Origin of the sequence: Sphingomonas sp. BK345 (assembly GCF_014193845.1) — a bacterium.
Lineage (GTDB): Bacteria > Pseudomonadota > Alphaproteobacteria > Sphingomonadales > Sphingomonadaceae > Sphingomonas.
Map to the genome: position 1 here is coordinate 297,505 of NZ_JACHZX010000001.1, position 15,587 is coordinate 313,091.

Annotated in this window: 11 protein-coding genes; 8 read left to right on the forward strand and 3 right to left on the reverse strand. The window is 70.0% G+C overall.

All coding sequences use genetic code 11. From position 1 onward, the window contains the following. Positions 1-41: 41 nt before the first annotated feature. The gene (locus tag FHY03_RS01350) at positions 42-1,127 is read left to right on the forward strand and encodes an amidohydrolase family protein (RefSeq protein ID WP_183928257.1); all 1,086 of its coding nucleotides are present in this window, start codon (positions 42-44) and stop codon (positions 1,125-1,127) included. A 323-nt stretch (positions 1,128-1,450) separates the two neighbouring features. On the opposite strand, the gene agaR is transcribed toward FHY03_RS01350, so the two are convergent. Next, positions 1,451-2,230 carry a transcriptional repressor AgaR gene (gene agaR, locus FHY03_RS01355; protein WP_183921267.1) on the reverse strand — a complete coding sequence of 260 codons (780 nt, stop codon included), beginning with the start codon at positions 2,228-2,230 and terminating at the stop codon, positions 1,451-1,453. A 155-nt stretch (positions 2,231-2,385) separates the two neighbouring features. On the opposite strand from agaR, the gene FHY03_RS01360 reads away from it, so the two are divergent. The 3 genes from FHY03_RS01360 (at position 2,386) to FHY03_RS01370 (ending at position 6,912) form a co-directional block, all read left to right on the forward strand. After that, positions 2,386-5,304, forward strand: a complete 2,919-nt coding sequence (locus tag FHY03_RS01360; protein ID WP_183928259.1) for a TonB-dependent receptor — start codon at positions 2,386-2,388, stop codon at positions 5,302-5,304. A 134-nt stretch (positions 5,305-5,438) separates the two neighbouring features. Further along, on the forward strand, positions 5,439-6,017 hold the full coding sequence (locus FHY03_RS01365) for a pseudouridine synthase (protein WP_183921269.1): 579 nt from the start codon (positions 5,439-5,441) through the stop codon (positions 6,015-6,017). A 64-nt stretch (positions 6,018-6,081) separates the two neighbouring features. Next, positions 6,082-6,912 (forward strand): 23S rRNA (adenine(2030)-N(6))-methyltransferase RlmJ, encoded by an 831-nt coding sequence (locus FHY03_RS01370; protein ID WP_183928261.1) that lies wholly within the window; start codon positions 6,082-6,084, stop codon positions 6,910-6,912. A 156-nt stretch (positions 6,913-7,068) separates the two neighbouring features. On the opposite strand, the gene FHY03_RS01375 is transcribed toward FHY03_RS01370, so the two are convergent. Continuing rightward, positions 7,069-8,520 carry a glycoside hydrolase family 125 protein gene (locus FHY03_RS01375; RefSeq protein ID WP_183921271.1) on the reverse strand — a complete coding sequence of 484 codons (1,452 nt, stop codon included), beginning with the start codon at positions 8,518-8,520 and terminating at the stop codon, positions 7,069-7,071. Between the two features lie 175 nt (positions 8,521-8,695). Between FHY03_RS01375 and FHY03_RS01380 the strand changes: the two genes are divergently transcribed. Then, positions 8,696-10,123 (forward strand): glycoside hydrolase family 125 protein, encoded by a 1,428-nt coding sequence (locus FHY03_RS01380; RefSeq protein WP_183921272.1) that lies wholly within the window; start codon positions 8,696-8,698, stop codon positions 10,121-10,123. Between the two features lie 12 nt (positions 10,124-10,135). Here the strand turns inward: FHY03_RS01380 and FHY03_RS01385 are convergent, their stop codons facing one another. Continuing rightward, on the reverse strand, positions 10,136-11,323 hold the full coding sequence (locus FHY03_RS01385) for an ROK family transcriptional regulator (RefSeq protein WP_260158600.1): 1,188 nt from the start codon (positions 11,321-11,323) through the stop codon (positions 10,136-10,138). A 260-nt stretch (positions 11,324-11,583) separates the two neighbouring features. Between FHY03_RS01385 and FHY03_RS01390 the strand changes: the two genes are divergently transcribed. From FHY03_RS01390 to FHY03_RS01400, 3 genes are read left to right on the forward strand one after another with little or no spacing between them, the layout of a single operon-like run. Continuing rightward, a complete protein-coding gene (locus FHY03_RS01390; RefSeq protein ID WP_183921274.1) occupies positions 11,584-12,921 on the forward strand; it encodes a sugar porter family MFS transporter in 1,338 nt (445 codons plus the stop codon). After that, positions 12,918-13,847 carry an ROK family protein gene (locus FHY03_RS01395; RefSeq protein WP_183928265.1) on the forward strand — a complete coding sequence of 310 codons (930 nt, stop codon included), beginning with the start codon at positions 12,918-12,920 and terminating at the stop codon, positions 13,845-13,847. Before FHY03_RS01390 ends, FHY03_RS01395 begins: the two co-directional genes overlap by 4 nt. Then, positions 13,834-15,558, forward strand: a complete 1,725-nt coding sequence (locus FHY03_RS01400) for a class I mannose-6-phosphate isomerase (protein WP_221189944.1) — start codon at positions 13,834-13,836, stop codon at positions 15,556-15,558. The genes FHY03_RS01395 and FHY03_RS01400 overlap by 14 nt, the downstream gene beginning before the upstream one ends. Positions 15,559-15,587 lie beyond the last annotated feature (29 nt).

The following is a 15,587-nucleotide window of genomic DNA, read 5'->3' on the forward strand; positions in this document are numbered from 1 at the left end:
AGGCGCGTTTTCTTTCGTTACGCGCGAGTGGGAGAGAGACGATGAGCCTGATCGCGGTCCTGCTGATGGCGAGCGCGGCGACGCCCGAGGCGCATTACACCGAGGCCGACTTCGCGCGCGTCGCCAAGTTCGACTCGCATTTTCACGCCAATGTCGAGGATTCGCGCTTCCTCGCCCTCGCCAAGCGCGACCGCTTCGATGTGCTGTCGATCAACGTCGACTATCCCGACTTTCCCCCGCTCGCGCGCCAGGCCGCGATCGCGCGCACGATGCGCGCCGCCGACCCGGCGCATTTCCGCTACGCCACCACCTTCTCGATGGCGGGCTTCGGTACGCCGGGCTGGCCCGAGCGCACGATCGCGCAGCTCGATCAGGCCTTCGCGCGCGGCGCGATCGCGGTGAAGGTGTGGAAGAACATCGGGATGGTCGCCAAGGACGCGAGCGGCAAACGCGTCTTCCTCGACGATCCGCGGCTCGACGGCGTGATGGCGCATCTCGAGCAGCGCGGCATCCCGCTGATCGCGCACCAGGCCGAGCCCAAGAACTGCTGGCTGCCGCTCGACCAGATGACGACCGACAACGACCGCGAATATTTCAAGGCGCACCCCGAATATTACATGTACCTCCACCCGGAGGAGCCGAGCTACGAGGCACTGATGGCAGCGCGCGACCGCTTCGTCGCGCGCCACCCGAAGCTGGCGTTCGACGGCGCGCACATGGCCAGCCTGGAGTGGAGCGTCGACGAGCTGGCGCGCTTCTTCGACCGCTACCCCAACACCGTGGTCGACCTCGCCGCGCGCCTGTCCAACCTGCAGGTCCAGTCGAACGCCGATCTCGCGAAGGTGCGCGCCTTCTTCATCAAGTACCAGGACCGCATCCTCTACGGCACCGACCTCACCGACAGCCCACCCGATCCCGCCGCGCGCGCGCAGAACCCGCCCGCCACCAGCGACTTCCCGAAGGAGGCCGACCGCGTCTGGCGCGCCGACTGGCGCTATCTCGCGACGCCGCTGCCGCAGCGCGTCGACGCCATCGGCGCCGACGCCAAGGGGCTCAACCTGCCCCGCGCTGTGATCGACAAGATCTACTGGGGCAATGCGCGGCGGTTCTTCCATCTGGCGAGGTGAGGTGGTGGGTAAGGTGGCGGGGCTGAGGCATGTGCCCCCCGCCACTCCCCCCACACGCACAACCCGTCATCCCGGACTTGGTCCGGAATCCAGCCGTCCGCGAGAGCAACGGGGCGTTGAACACGCGGCACCGTGGATCCCGGAACAAGTCCGGGATGACGGAGGAAAGGGAAAGGGAGCGGCTCGCTCGAAATCCCCGTGCTCCTGCGCACGCAGGAGCCCAGAGTCACGCGCGACACCGCACCTGCCCCCTGGTTCCTGCGTGTGCAGGAACACGGGCGCGCTCACCACCGCTATCTCCGCGTCCGCGGAGACGCCCCCCTTCACGCCACGTGCAGGCGGAACCCCAGCCGCTCGGCCGCGGCCTGCAATCCCTCGGGGGCGCTGGCGTCGGTGACGAGGTCGTCGATCTCGGCGACGTTGAGGATGCGGTGGAGACAGACGCGGCCGAACTTGGACTGGTCGGTCACCGCGATCACCTGCTGTGCCGCCCGCACCATCTTGCGGTTGAGCATCGCCTCGGGCTCGTAGTGCGTGGTAATGCCGCGCTCGAGGTCGAAGCCGTCGACGCCGAGGAAGAGCTTGTCGACGTGCAGGTCGTCCAGCGCGGCCTCGGTCTGCGCGCCGTAGAAGGCGCGATTGCGCCGGCGCAGCGCGCCGCCCAGCATCACGACGCGGATCCGCTCCTTGCGCGCCAGCGCGCAGAGGATGTCGAGGTCGTTGGTGAGGACGGTGATCTCCTCGTCGTCGGGCAGATGGTGCGCGATCTGGAGCGTCGTCGTGCCCGAGTCGAGCACCACCGACTCGCCCGGCCGCACCATCGCCGCCGCCATCGCGCCGATCCGCGCTTTCTCGTCGACGTGCGCCGCGCGTTTCGCTTCCACCGCGGGTTCGGCGATCACGTTCACCGCGTCGGCGACAATCGCGCCGCCGTAGGAACGCTCGGCCACACCGCGTTTCGCGAGGAAGTGCAGGTCCTTGCGGATCGTCTGCATCGACACGCCGAAGCGCTCGGCGAGCGGCGCCACCTGCACGCTGCCGCGCTCGCGCACCATCGCGCTGATCTGCTGCCGTCTGCCGCTGGTGTCCCGTACCGTGGACATCGCATCCTCCCGTTCACACACCGGCTTACCAGCCGTGACCGGCGGCTACAATGCTCCGGCTAGGTTTCGTTTCTTTTCTATTTGACAGTATTGCTACGCTCACGATAGCAAGTCGCAACGTTTCGCACCGGGTGCGGGGAAGAGGGAGAGTGGCGATGACGCAGCTGCAGCACGGGCGTGGCAAGATCCTGGCCGGCGCGAGCCTGGCCGCCCTGCTCATCGCCAGCCAGGCTGCGGCGCAGGACGCCACCGCCCCGGTCGACGGCACGCAGCAGTCCTCCACCGCCTCGCCCGACCCGCAGGCGGTGCTGTCCGACCCGTCGCAGCAGCCCGGCGAGACTGGCCAGCCCGACGGCCCGGTGACGACCGGCGGCGACATCGTCGTGCGCGGCGTCCGCGGCAGCCTGCTCCGCTCGATCCAGGCCAAGCGCAACGCCGACACGATCGTCGACGCCATCTCCTCCGAGGAGCTCGGCAAGTTTCCCAATCGCAACGTCGCCGAGGCGCTCGCCAACATCCCGGGCGTGACGGTCGGACGCGACGGCCGCGGCGAGGGACGCGACATCACCGTGCGCGGGCTCGGCTCCAATTTCGCCATCACCACGCTCAACGGCCGCATCCTGCCGACCGACGGCACCGACCGCTCGTTCCAGTTCGACGTGCTGCCGTCCGAGATCATCTCGGGCGCCGAGGTGAAGAAGGCGGTACGTGCGTCCGAGCTGGAGGGCAGCATCGGCGGCAACGTCGACCTGCGTACCGCGCGACCGCTCGACCGCCCCGGCTTCCACGCCTCGGCCGCGCTCGAGGGCCAGTATAACGACCTGGTCGACAAGGGCGGCTACAAGGCCAGCGGCGTCGTCAGCACCACCTTCGCCGACGACACGATGGGACTGCTGGTCGGCGCCAGCTACAACAAGTACAAGTTCCGCACCGACAACCTCGGCGAATATTCGATCACCGACGGGACCGAGGCGGGCTATGGCCTCGACTTCAACCGCGACGGCAAGGTCGACCCGAACACCGCCGGCCCGGCCTATATCTGGCCCGATTACTACAGCGTCGGCTATGTCACCGGCGAGCGCGAGCGGATCGGCGCGGCGGGCGCGTTCCAGTGGAAGCCGTCGAGCCGCTTCGAGCTGACCATCGACGGCGTCTACAGCCATTTCGACGTCACCCAACACAATTACCGCTCGTCCAACTATCTCAACTCGCTCGGCGACGACGGCGCGCCGCGCTGGGACCCGGCGTCGATCTCGGTCGATCGCAACAACGTGGTCACCGGCTTCGCGATCAACGACCTCGTCTCCGAGGTGCTGACCACCGACGAGCCGCGGCAGAGCCAGACCTATCAGATCGGCGGCCACATCGACTGGCGTCCGGTCGACCAGCTCAAGCTCGCCTTCGACGGCTATTACGGCAAGGCGACCAACAATACCGGCGGGCGCAACCGCTTCGTCGTCGCGGGCGTCCCCGGTGCCTCGGCGACCTTCGCAACGCGTGACAACGGCCTGCCCGATCTCGCGATCACGCTACCGGGCGGGCGCACGATCGACCAAGCCACCAACGACGACTATCGCGCGCACTATATCGGCATCCAGGGCCAGGACATCTCGGACGAAATCAAGAGCGGCAAGATGGACGGCGAGTATCGCGTCGACAATGGCGCGTTCAAGGCGATCAGCTTCGGCGCCGCCTGGACCGATCGTCGCAAGAACGTCACCACGGTCGACAATCAGTACACCACCTCGTGCAACTATTGCGGCTACCCCTTCACCTTCGGGCAGATCGGCGCCGACGTGGTGCGCCCGGGACAGGGCAACATCTTGAGCAAGCTGCCGGGCAACTTCCCGCGCAACTTCCGCAATTTCGACATCGACACCTATCTGGCGGCCTTGCCCCGCGCAGACAACAACCCGGCGGTGCTCAACCCCAACAGCTGCCTCGATGCGAGCGGCGCGACGGTCGACGGCTGCGCGCTGTCGCCCTATCCCGCCGGCTATTCGACCCAGATCATCCAGGACGACCTGCCCGCCTCCTACCGCATCCGCGAGCGCACCTGGGCGGGCTACGTCCAGTTCAACCTCGCCGGCGAGCGCTGGCGCGCCGACATCGGCGGGCGACTGGTCGCCACCAAGGTGTCGTCGGTGGGCTACGGCGCCTCGATCGCGACGATCATCCCGCGCGCCGGCACGCAGGACAATGCGGTCGCCTTCAACGAGGTCGAGCCGATCACGGGCGGCGGCGACTATCTGCGGCTGCTGCCCGCGGCGAACTTCGCCTATGATCTCGCGGACGGGCTGCGCGTGCGGCTCGCGGCGTCGCAGGCGATCTCGCGCCCGACCTTCGCCGAGCTGTCCCCCGCCAAGGACGCCACTTCGGCGCAGTCGGGCACCTATATCATCTATGACGCGGGCAATCCGAACCTGAAGCCGACCGAGGCCAACCAGCTCGACCTGTCGCTCGAATATTATCCGTCCAACCGCCTCGCCCTGACCGCGGCGGCCTTCTACAAGCATATCACCAATTTCGTCTCGACCGTGCCGGTCGACGTGGTGGTCACGCCGACCGCGCAGCCCGCCAACCAGCAGCAAAATTTCGACTTCGTCGACTACCAGGTACGCAACGGCGACAGCGCCGACGTCTACGGCGTGGAGGTCGGCGGCCAGTATTTCCTCGACAACGGCTTCGGCGTGCAGGCGAACCTCACCTACAACCGCTCGCGCGCCACGTCGGGCGACGTCACCACCGACCTGCCCGGCGCCATCCCCTTCTCCGCCAACGGCAAATTGTTTTACGAGAACCACGGGATCGGCGCGCAGGTGTCGTACAGCTTCCAGTCGCGCTTCACCTACGCGCAGTCGGGCAATCTCGCCTATCTGCCGGTGAAGGAGGATCCATACCACGAGGTCTCGGCGACTCTGTCCTATGACCTGAGCAGCCACCTCACCGTCTATGCGCAGGGCTCGAACCTGCTCGGCCAGGCGGTGAAGCGCTTCAACGACCTGCGCAATGTCCCCAACTTCTACGAATATTCGGGCCGCGCCTTCTTCTTCGGGGTGCGCGGACGGTTGTGATCGCGTGACACGACAGGCGGGGGCGCATCAGGACGAATAAGGGTCGGCCGTGGCGGCTTGCCTGGTCTGTCGCGCTCGCCGCGCCCGTGCACGCGCCAGGAGACATCGCCCCGGCCGAGCGATAAGGCCGCCGGATGAGCCGGCTGCTGCTGTTCAACAAACCGTTCGGGGTCCTCTCCCAGTTCACCGACCGCGGATCGCCGACGGCTCGCGCGACGCTATCGGACTTCATCGACGTGAAAGGGGTCTATCCCGCCGGGAGGCTCGATCGCGACAGTGAGGGCCTGCTGTTGCTCTGCGATGACGGCCGGCTACAGGCACGCATCGCCGATCCACGCTTCAAGATGCCCAAGACCTATCTTGTCCAGGTCGAAGGCGATCCGCAGGAACCGGCGCTGGCGCGCCTGCGGCAGGGCGTCAGACTCAAGGATGGCATGACACTTCCCGCCGAGGTCGATCGCATCGATGCACCGGACCTGTGGCCGCGCGATCCGCCGATCCGCCGCCGCGCGCTGATCCCCGACAGCTGGCTGAGGCTCACCATCCGCGAAGGGCGCAACCGGCAGGTACGCCGCATGACCGCCGCGGTCGGGCTGCCCACGCTGAGGCTGGTCCGCTGGTCGATCGGCGACTGGTCGCTCGTCGGGATCGCGCCGGGCGCATACGAGGCGCTGGCAGAACCGAGCGCGCCCGGCAGCGGCCGGTCTGCATGAGGGCAAAGCGCGTCACGAGAGCGGCGGCTCGTGCAAGGGCAGGTCAGCAAGGCTCAGATCGAAGATGAATTATCGCCACTCCTTCCATGCCGGCAACAGCGCCGATGTCGTGAAGCACAGCCTGCTGATCGCGCTGGTTCGAGCCTTGCAGCAGAAAGACGGCGCGCTGACCCTGATCGACACGCACGCCGGCTGCGGGCTCTACGATCTCGGCGGCGCACAGGCCCAGCGCACGGGCGAGGCCGCGCACGGCGTGCTGCGGGCCCTCGCCGACGCCAATCCTTTGTTGGACGGCTACCGCGCTGCCGTACGCGCAGTGAATGCCGGGGCGGAGCCGCGTCTCTATCCCGGCTCACCGCAGGTCCTGGCGCAGTTGCTGCGCCCGCAGGACGTGCTGATCGTCAACGAGAAGCATCCCGAGGACGCGCGCGCCCTGCGCGCCGCGATGCGCGGCACGCCCGCTGCCGTGCATGAGCGCGACGCCTACGAGCTGTGGCTGGCGCTGCTGCCGACCCGCACCGGTCGCGGGGTGGTAGTGGTCGATCCACCGTATGAGCAGACCGACGAACGCGCCCGCATCACTACCACCCTGGCCGCGGCGCACCGCAAATGGGCGCATGGCGTGACGGTGATCTGGTATCCTCTGAAGGTTCGCGTGACGCATCAGCGATGGAAGGGCGCCTTGCGGCGGCTCGACATCGCGAAGTTCCTGTCAATCGAGCATTGGTTGTACGATGCCGATGCACCCGGCATCTACAACGGCGCCGGCCTGTTCATCATCAATCCGCCCTATGCCTTCACGCAGGCGTTGCCGCCCCTGCTGGAAGCGCTTCGCGCCGCACTGGCGCCGGAAGGGCATCGGGGCGACATCACAGCGGATTGGTTGAAGCAGTGAGACTCGGCCAGAGACGACCCGCGTGCTAGCGGGCCGTTGGTCATGCTGATCACGTCAGCGATCGTCTGACGCGAGCCTGGCTCGCCCCGCTACTCACGCTAATCTGGCAAGCGGAGCGGCCGTGCTGCCGATGGTCGGCGTGATCCGGCCATCGCCTCAGAGTCGCTGGCGCAGCGTCTGCGGCCTGTCGCGTGCCAGGGTCACGATCAGTTCGCCCAGCAGCCCGTTCGCCCAGGCGAACCACGGCCGAGTGAAGCGCGCGGGATCGTCCTTGTGGAAGGTCTCGTGAACGAAGCCGGTATCGGCATCGGTGTCGCGCACCGACCTGAGGCAGGCGCGGACCAGCGCGTCGTCGCGGCTCGAGGCGGCGCGCACCAGCGTCGCCATCGGCCAGATCAGGTCGAAGCCGGCGTGCGGCCCGCCCAGCCCCTCCCCGGCGCGACCGCGAACGAACCAGGGGTTGCGCTCGCTCCACGCCGCCGCCTCGGTGCGGCGCCACAGCGGATCGTCGGGCGCGGCGCAGCCGAGAAACGCCAGGCCGGAGAGTGAGAGTTCGCAGCAATCGTCCATGAACAGCGCGTTGCCGAAGCCGTCGACCTCGAACGCCCACACCTCACTCCCGTCCGCCAGTCGCATGCGGCCGTGCTCGGCAAGCGCGGCCTCGATCTCCGCCGCCAGCGCGGCGGCGTCGGTGGCGAGCGCGGCGTCGCCGCGCGCCTCGGTCGCGACCACCGCGAGCTCACGCAGCGTGCGCGCGGCGAAGATGTTGGCCGGGATGAGGAACGGCAGGATCGTCGCGTCGTCGGAGGGACGGAAGCTCGAGTGGATCAGGCCGACCTTCCGCGTGGGATTGCCGACGCTCCACAGCTGCGTTTCGGTCGGCTGCACGCTGCTGCGCTGGAAGCGGTACGGGCCGGCCCCGTCGCGGCGCTGCTGCTCGCGGAAGGTGCGGACGATCGCGCGCGCCGACTGCGCCCATTCCGCGGTGAAGGGCGCGCGGTCCCTGGTCGCGCGCCAATAGCTCGAGGCGAGCCGCAGGACGTAGCAGAGCGAGTCCACCTCCCACTTCCGCTCCGCCACGCCCGGCTTCATCTCCGTCTGGTCGTGCTGCGACGAGTCCAGGTCGGTGCGCCCGCTCGGATCCTGCAGGAAAGCGTTGGCATAAGGATCGATCAGCACGCAGCGCGCCTGCCGCGCAATCAACCCGCGGAACAGCCTGGTCAGCGCCGGGTCGCCGGCGGCGAGGTGGAGATAGGGGCGCAGCTGTGCCGAGGAGTCGCGCAGCCACAGGCACGGGATATCGCCGGTGATGACGAAGGCGTCGTCGTCGGTGACTGACAACACCGTCGTGTCGAGCGTGTTCGGGTAGCAATTCTCGAACATCCAAGCGAGCTTCGGGTCGGCGATCCGCCGCTTCACGCGCACGATCTCATGCTCCACCGCGGCGCTGTGGAACCGACGCTCGGATAGCGGCGGTCGCTTCGACGGTCGCGCCGGCGTCGCGGCCCAGGCGGGGCGGGCGGCGGCGAGCGCGGCCGGCGCGGCCAGCAGAGTGCGTCGGTCGAGGCCCAGCGTCGCGCCCGTTCCGGCGCCGTGTCGACCTTCCATACTCGATCCTCCTCGCCTGCCGGCCCGCACTACTTCGGCGCGCGCCTCTCATCCGCCTGGCTAGCATAGTCGCAGCTCAATCTTCCATCTACTTTCTTTTTGATTGCTGCACCTCCGTCCGCGTGTCACATCGTCCTTGATTACCGGCAGCACCGGGGCAGACCAGGAGAGAGACATGCACCCGACGCGACGCGCCGTGATGGGCGCCGCCGCCGCGCTGACGATCGGCGCACCCGCGGCCGCGGCCCCGGCCAGTTTCGTCAGCCAGCGCCCACCGCTGGCGAAGCGGCGCTTCGTGAGCGCCGCGGTGGAACGCGAGCTCAGCCGCCTCAAGGCGCGGATCGCCGACCCCGAACTCGCCTGGATGTTCGAGAATTGCTATCCCAACACGCTCGACACCACCGTCTTCACCGGCACGATCGACGGAAAGTCCGACACCTTCGTGATCACCGGCGACATCGACGCGATGTGGCTGCGCGACAGCGCGGTGCAGGTCGAACCCTATCTACCTCTCGCCCGGGACGACCGGCCCCTGCGCGAGATGCTGCACGGGCTGATCCAGCGCCAGGCACGCTGCATCCTGATCGACCCTTATGCCAACGCCTTCGTCCGCGACCCTGGCGCGCGCTCAAACCTCGACTCGGCCACGCTCGACGACACCGAGATGCGGCCCGGCGTGGCACAGCGCAAATGGGAGATCGACTCGCTCTGCTACCCGATGCGGCTCGCGCACGATTTCTGGGCGACCACGCGTGACCGGACGCCGTTCGACGACCTGTGGCGCCGCTCGGCCGCGTTGATCGTCGAGACGCTGCGGGTGCAGCAGCGCAAGGAGGCGCCGGGCCCGTACCGCTACCAGCGGCTCACCAAGATCCCGACCGACAGCCTGATGCTCGACGGCTATGGCCCGCCCTCGAACAAGGTCGGCCTGATCCACTCGGCCTTCCGCCCCTCCGACGACGCCTGTGTCTACCCCTTCCTCGTCCCCGCCAATTTGTTCGCGGTGTCGAGCCTGCGCCAGGTCGCGCGCGTCCACCGCGAGGCGCGCGACGACGCCGACGCCGCGCGCGAGGCAGAGGCGCTGGCGAACGAGGTCGAGGCGGCGCTTCGCAAGCACGCGATCGTGCCCGACGGGCGCGGCGGGCAGGTCTGGGCCTATGAGGTGGACGGGTTCGGCAACTGGCTGTTCGCCGACGACGCGGGCATTCCCAGCCTGTACGGCCTGCCGCTGATCGAGGCGGCGTCGGTCGACGACCCGCTCTACCAGCGCACCGCCGAACTGGCGTGGAGTCCGCGCAATCCGTTCTTCGTGCAGGGCAGCGCCGCGAGCGGCATCGGCAGCCCGCACATGGGGCTCGACAAGGTGTGGCCGATGGCGATCATCGCGCGCGCGATGGTGACGCGCGACGAGGGAGTGGTGCGCGACTGCTTGCGCACGCTCAAGGCGACCCACGCCGGTACCGGCTTCATGCACGAGTCCTTCCACAAGGACGATCCGGCGCGCTTCACCCGCGCCTGGTTTGCTTGGGTGAACGGCATGTTCGGCCAGATGATCGGGGCGGTCGCTGCGCGCTACCCGCGTCTGCTCGCGGAGCGGTTCTGAGGCGCACGCGGCTCAGTCGTCCGCCGACAGGAAGACGAGGTCGTTGAAGGGCAGGATCGCCGCGCCGATCGCGGGCGCGTCGGCGGCGAGCTGTGCGGTCAGCACGGGCGCGGCGGGCACCACCGGATCGTCCACCGCGTCGCGGTGCCGCCCGATCGCGGCGGTGAGTTCATCGATCAGCGGCACCGGCAGCCGTCCGCCGATCACGATGGCGCCGGGATCGATCAGGCAGCTGATCGTCGCGATCGGCCCCGCCAGCGCCGCGGCGGCGCGCTCGATCCAGCCGCGGATCACCGCGCTCGCGGCGGCATCGGCGCTCGCCAGCTCGGCGGGCGCGATCGGCGCGAGGCCGTGCGCGGCGAGATCGGTCTTGAGCGCCGAGAGCGAGACGATCGACTGGAGCGGCGCGCCGGCGCGATCGGTCAGGAAGCCGATGCGCCCGGCGCGCCCGGTGGCGCCATGGTGATAGTTGCCGGCGACGACCAGCCCGCCGCCTAGTCCTGCGGAGAGCAGGACGTAGAAGAAGCTGCGGTGCGCCAGCCCGCTGCCGAAACGCGCCTCGCCGATCGCCGCCGCGGCCGCGTCATTCTCGGTGATCACGGGCCACGTCCCGAGCGGCGCGAGCAGCGCGGGCAGGTCGACGCTGTCCCACTCGGCATAGGCGCGCGGCAGACCGGGCAGGTCGACGTGTCCCAGCCCCCCCGGTAGTGCGACACCCATGCCGAGCACGCGGTCGCGCTCGATCAGGCCCTCGGCCAGTAAGGTGGCGATGGCGTCGCCGATGAAAGCGGCGACCGCGCGCGGCGCGGCGAAGTCGATCTCCTGCGTGTAGCGCGCGCGCACCGCGCCGGTGAGATCGAGCGCGACCAGCGTGACATGATCGCGGTCGATGTTGACGCCGTAGCTGAAGCAGCCGTCGGGGTTCACCGCGAAGCGGATCGCGGGCATGCCGCGCACGCCGGTGCGCCGGCCCTTTTCGAACACGAAGCCGCGGTCAGTCAGCCGCTGGGTGATGTTCGCGATCGCCGCTGGCGAGAGGCCGGTCTGCTCCGCGAGCTGGAGGCGCGTCGACTCCCCCGCGCGCAGGATTGCCTCGAGCACGAGCCGCTCGTTGCGCTCGCCCGCGCGTGCCGGGTTGGTGCCGTGCAGCGTCCGCTGAGCCGTCCCGCTTGCTCCCGTCGCATGAGGTGGCAGGGGCAACAAGGGTCTCCGAGCGGGTGCGAGGGTAGCGGTCTTTCACAGGTAAACGCCGCAAGCATCACGCACAACTGCTGCACTGCTCCAAACTTACACCTACTTTCTTTTTTAATTGACGTTCGCGCTGGTTCGCGGGAAAGGAGGACAACTGCCCCGATCGCGGCGCGCCTATCGCGGGCGTGACACAAAGCGCGACACGGCGAGGCAGGAGGGAGAGGGTGGCGCGATGGCCTCGTGTCGCCTCCGGTCGGGAGGAGCGTGCCATGGGCAGTGCAGCGTCGCGCACGCGCCTGTTGTTCACCGCCTTCGCGGTCTCGCTCTCCGGGCTGCTCTTCGGTTTCGACACCGCGGTGATCGCCGGCGTGACCGGCGCCTTGCGCGCGCAGTTCGGCCTCTCGCCCGCCGCGCTGGGTGCGACAGTGTCGTCCGCGCTGCTGGGCACGATGGTCGGCGCCGCACTGGCCGGCGTGTACGGTGACCGCCGCGGCGCGCGCGCGGGTCTGCGGCTCGCCGCGGCGCTCTACCTCGTCTCCGGCTTCGGCTGCGCGCTGGCGTGGGACTGGGGCGCGCTGCTCCTGTTCCGCGTCATGGCCGGGGTCGCGATCGGCGCCTCGTCGGTGCTCGCCCCAGTCTATCTCGCCGAGGTGGCGCCGCCCGCGCGCCGCGGGGCGATCGTCGGCAGCTTCCAGGTCAGCATCGTCACCGGCATCCTGCTCGCCTACGCCAGCAACGCCGCGGTCGGTGCGCTACTCGCGGACGCCGCAGCGACGTGGCGGTGGAAGCTCGGCCTGACCGCGCTGCCCGCCGCGCTGTTCCAGTTGCTGCTCGTCGCGGTGCCCGACAGCCCGCGCTGGCTGATGCTCCGCGGCCGACGCGACGAGGCCGCGGCGGCGGCGCTGCTGCTCCACGGTGACGTCACGGTCGACATGCCCCCTGCCCCGCCGGCGCGCGCGGCGTCGTTGGCGTCGCTGTGGCGCGAGGCGCCGCGGCCGATGATCCTCGCGATCGTGCTGGGCGCGCTCAACCAGCTCACCGGCATCAACGCCATCCTCTATTACCTCAACGACATCTTCGCGGCGGCCGGGTTCCGCCAGGTCTCCGCGGACCTGCAGGCGATCGCGGTGGGCGCGGCCAACCTTATCTTCACGCTCGTCGGCATGGCGCTGATCGACCGGCTCGGCCGCCGCCCGCTCCTCCTCGCCGGTGGCGCCGCGATGGCGGTGCTGCTTCTCGCCGCGACCGCGATCATGCTCGGCCTCCTGCCGCGCGCGCTGATGCTGGCGGTGCTCGTCGGCTTCATCGCCGCCTTCGCCACCTCGCAGGGCGCGGTGATCTGGGTCTATCTCAGCGAGATCTTCCCGGCGCACGCGCGCGCCGCGGGCCAGGCGCTGGGCGCGGGCACGATCTGGCTGTTCGACGCGCTGGTCGCGGCGATCTTCCCCGTCGCCGCCGCCGCGTCGCCGGCCGCGCCGTTCCTGTTCTTCGCCGCGTGCATGGCGGCGCAGTGCGTGCTGGTGTTCCGCTGGTTCCCCGAGACCCGCGGCGCGTCGCTCGAGCAGATCGAGCGGCAGATGCGCGGCACGGTGGAGTCGGCACGGTGACCGCCTATCTCGCGGTCGACGTCGGCGGCTCCCACATCGCCTGCGCGCGCGTGCGCGGCGGCACGGTAGAGGGGCGGCGCGAGATCAAATTGGCCGCGCCGACCTCGCTGGCAGCGGTGCTGCCGGTGCTCGAGGCACATCTGACGGCGCTGCACCGGGGTGAACCCGCCGGCGGCGTGTCGGTCGCCTTCCCCGGCCTGGTCGACCCGCGTTCGGGCCGCGTCGTGTCGACTCCCGCGGGTAAGTTCGAGGACGCGGTCGGCTTCGACTTCGCCGGCTGGGCACGCGTGCGGCTCGGCCTTCCGCTGCTGCTCGAGGTCGACGGGCGCATGGCGCTGCTCGGCGAGCATCGGTTCGGCGCGCTGCGCGACGCCGATGACGCGGTGCTGCTCAGCCTCGGCACCGGGATCGGCTCGGCCGCGCTGATGCGGGGCACGGTGGTGCGCGGGCGCAGCGGGCATGCCTCGGTGCTCGGCGGCCATCTCACCGTCGCGATCGACGGGCCGGCGTGCCTGTGCGGCAACATCGGCTGCGCTGAGGCGCTGGCGTCGAGCTGGGCGCTGCCGCGGCTGATCGCGGCGCTGCCGCGGCGCGGCGCGCTCCACGACCTCGCCGCGCCCGACCTCAAGGCGGTGTTCGACCTCGCGCGCGCCGGCGACGACGGCGCGACTACGGTGCGCACCGCCTGCCTCGCCGCCTGGTCGGCCGCCGCGCTCAACCTGGTCCACGCCTATGACGCGACGCGCGTGCTGGTCACCGGCGGGGTCGCCGCGGCGGCGGAGGTGGTGCCCTTCATCCAGGCGCATGTGCGGCGCCACGCCTGGTGCCTGGGCGAGCCGCCGCTGGTGCTGCGCGGCGCGCTCGGCGCCGACGCGGCGCTGCTCGGCGCCACGCCGCTGTGGGAGAGCCATCGTGACCAACTATGACAAGCGGCCCGTCGTCCGTGTCGACGACGCGGCGGATGCCTGTTTGGTCGGGTGGGACGCGATCCTGCCGCAGCTCGCCGCGGCACGCGACCTCTGCGTCGAATGCTATCCCGGCGCGCCGGTGCCGGCGATCGTCGCGGCGCTACGCGAGGCGTGGCCCGAGGCGGAGGTGGTCGACACCGCCGCGCTGTTCCGCGATCCCGCGGTGCTCGACGGCGAGATCGACGCGTTGCTCGGCGACGACCCGGTGTTCGCGCGCTTCCCCGCGATCGGCATCGCCGACTTCCTCGACGCGGCCAAGGTCGCGGCGTGGCGTGCGGGACGTGTGCCGGGCCGTCGCACGATCGTCGTCGGCCCGGGCGCCGCGACCGTGCTGCGCGCGCGCGACCGGCTGGTCTATGTCGCCATGGCACGTTGGGAGCTCCAGCAGCGCCAGCGCCGCGGCGAGATCGCCAACCTCGGGGGAAGCGACCGCCCCGCGCGCGCGGCGGCGCTCTACCGCCGCGCCTTCTTCGTCGACTGGCGCGTCGGCGACGCCATCAAGTACGCGCTGTTGCCCAAGGCCGACTTCGTGGTGGAGGCGAACGGGCCGGTGCCGCGGATGATCGCTGGCGACACCTACCATCGCGCGCTCGACGCGGTCGCCGCGCGCCCGTTCCGCGTCGTCCCCTTCTTCGACGCCGGGCCGTGGGGCGGGCAGTGGATGCGGCGCACCTTCGACCTGCCCGACGGCCCGCCCAACTACGCCTGGTGCTTCGACTGCGTGCCCGAGGAGAACAGCCTGCTGCTCGGCTTCGGTGAGGAGGCATTCGAGCTCCCCGCGCTCGACCTCGTGCGGCTCCGTCCCGACGCGCTGCTCGGCGGCGACATCGTCGCGCGCTTCGGGGCCGAGTTCCCGATCCGCTTCGACCTGCTCGACACGATGGAGGGGGGCAACCTCTCGCTCCAGGTCCACCCGCGCGCCGACTACGCGCGCGCCGCCTTCGGCCTGCCCTACACCCAGGACGAGAGCTATTATCTGCTCGACGCCGGCGCCGACGCGTGCGTCTATCTCGGGCTCACCGATGCGGCCGAGCCCGCCGCCCTCGGCGAAGCGCTGAGCGCGGCACAGGCGGGCGGGCCAGCGCCCGACGTCGACGCGCTGGTCAACCGCCTGCCCGCGCGCGCGCACGACCATTTCCTGATCCCCGCCGGCACGATCCACTGTTCCGGACGCGACGCGATGGTGCTCGAGATCAGCGCCACGCCGTACATCTTCACCTTCAAGCTATGGGACTGGGACCGTCTCGGGCTCGACGGCCGCCCGCGCCCGATCCACCTCGAGCACGGCCTCGCCAACATCGACTGGACCCGCCGCGAGACGGTGACGCGCACCGAGCTGGTCAACCAGGTCACGCCCGTCGCCAGCGGGAGCGACTGGCGCCGCGAGCGCACCGGGCTGCACCCGCTCGAGTTCATCGAGACCGAGCGCGCCTGGTTCGAGACGAGCGTCGAGCTCGACACCGCGGGCACGCTCAATGTCCTCAACCTCGTCGCCGGCACGGCGGCGATGGTGGAGAGCCCCGACGGCGCCTTCGCGCCCTTCGAGGTCCATTATGCCGAGACCTTCGTCATCCCGGCGGCGCTCGGCCGCTACCGGCTGCGCTCGCTCGGGCCGCCGGGCGGGGCCTCCGCGGTGATGCGCGCCTGGGTGCGCCCGACCGAACAGTAGGACGACAGCGACGACAAGAACGCAGGGGA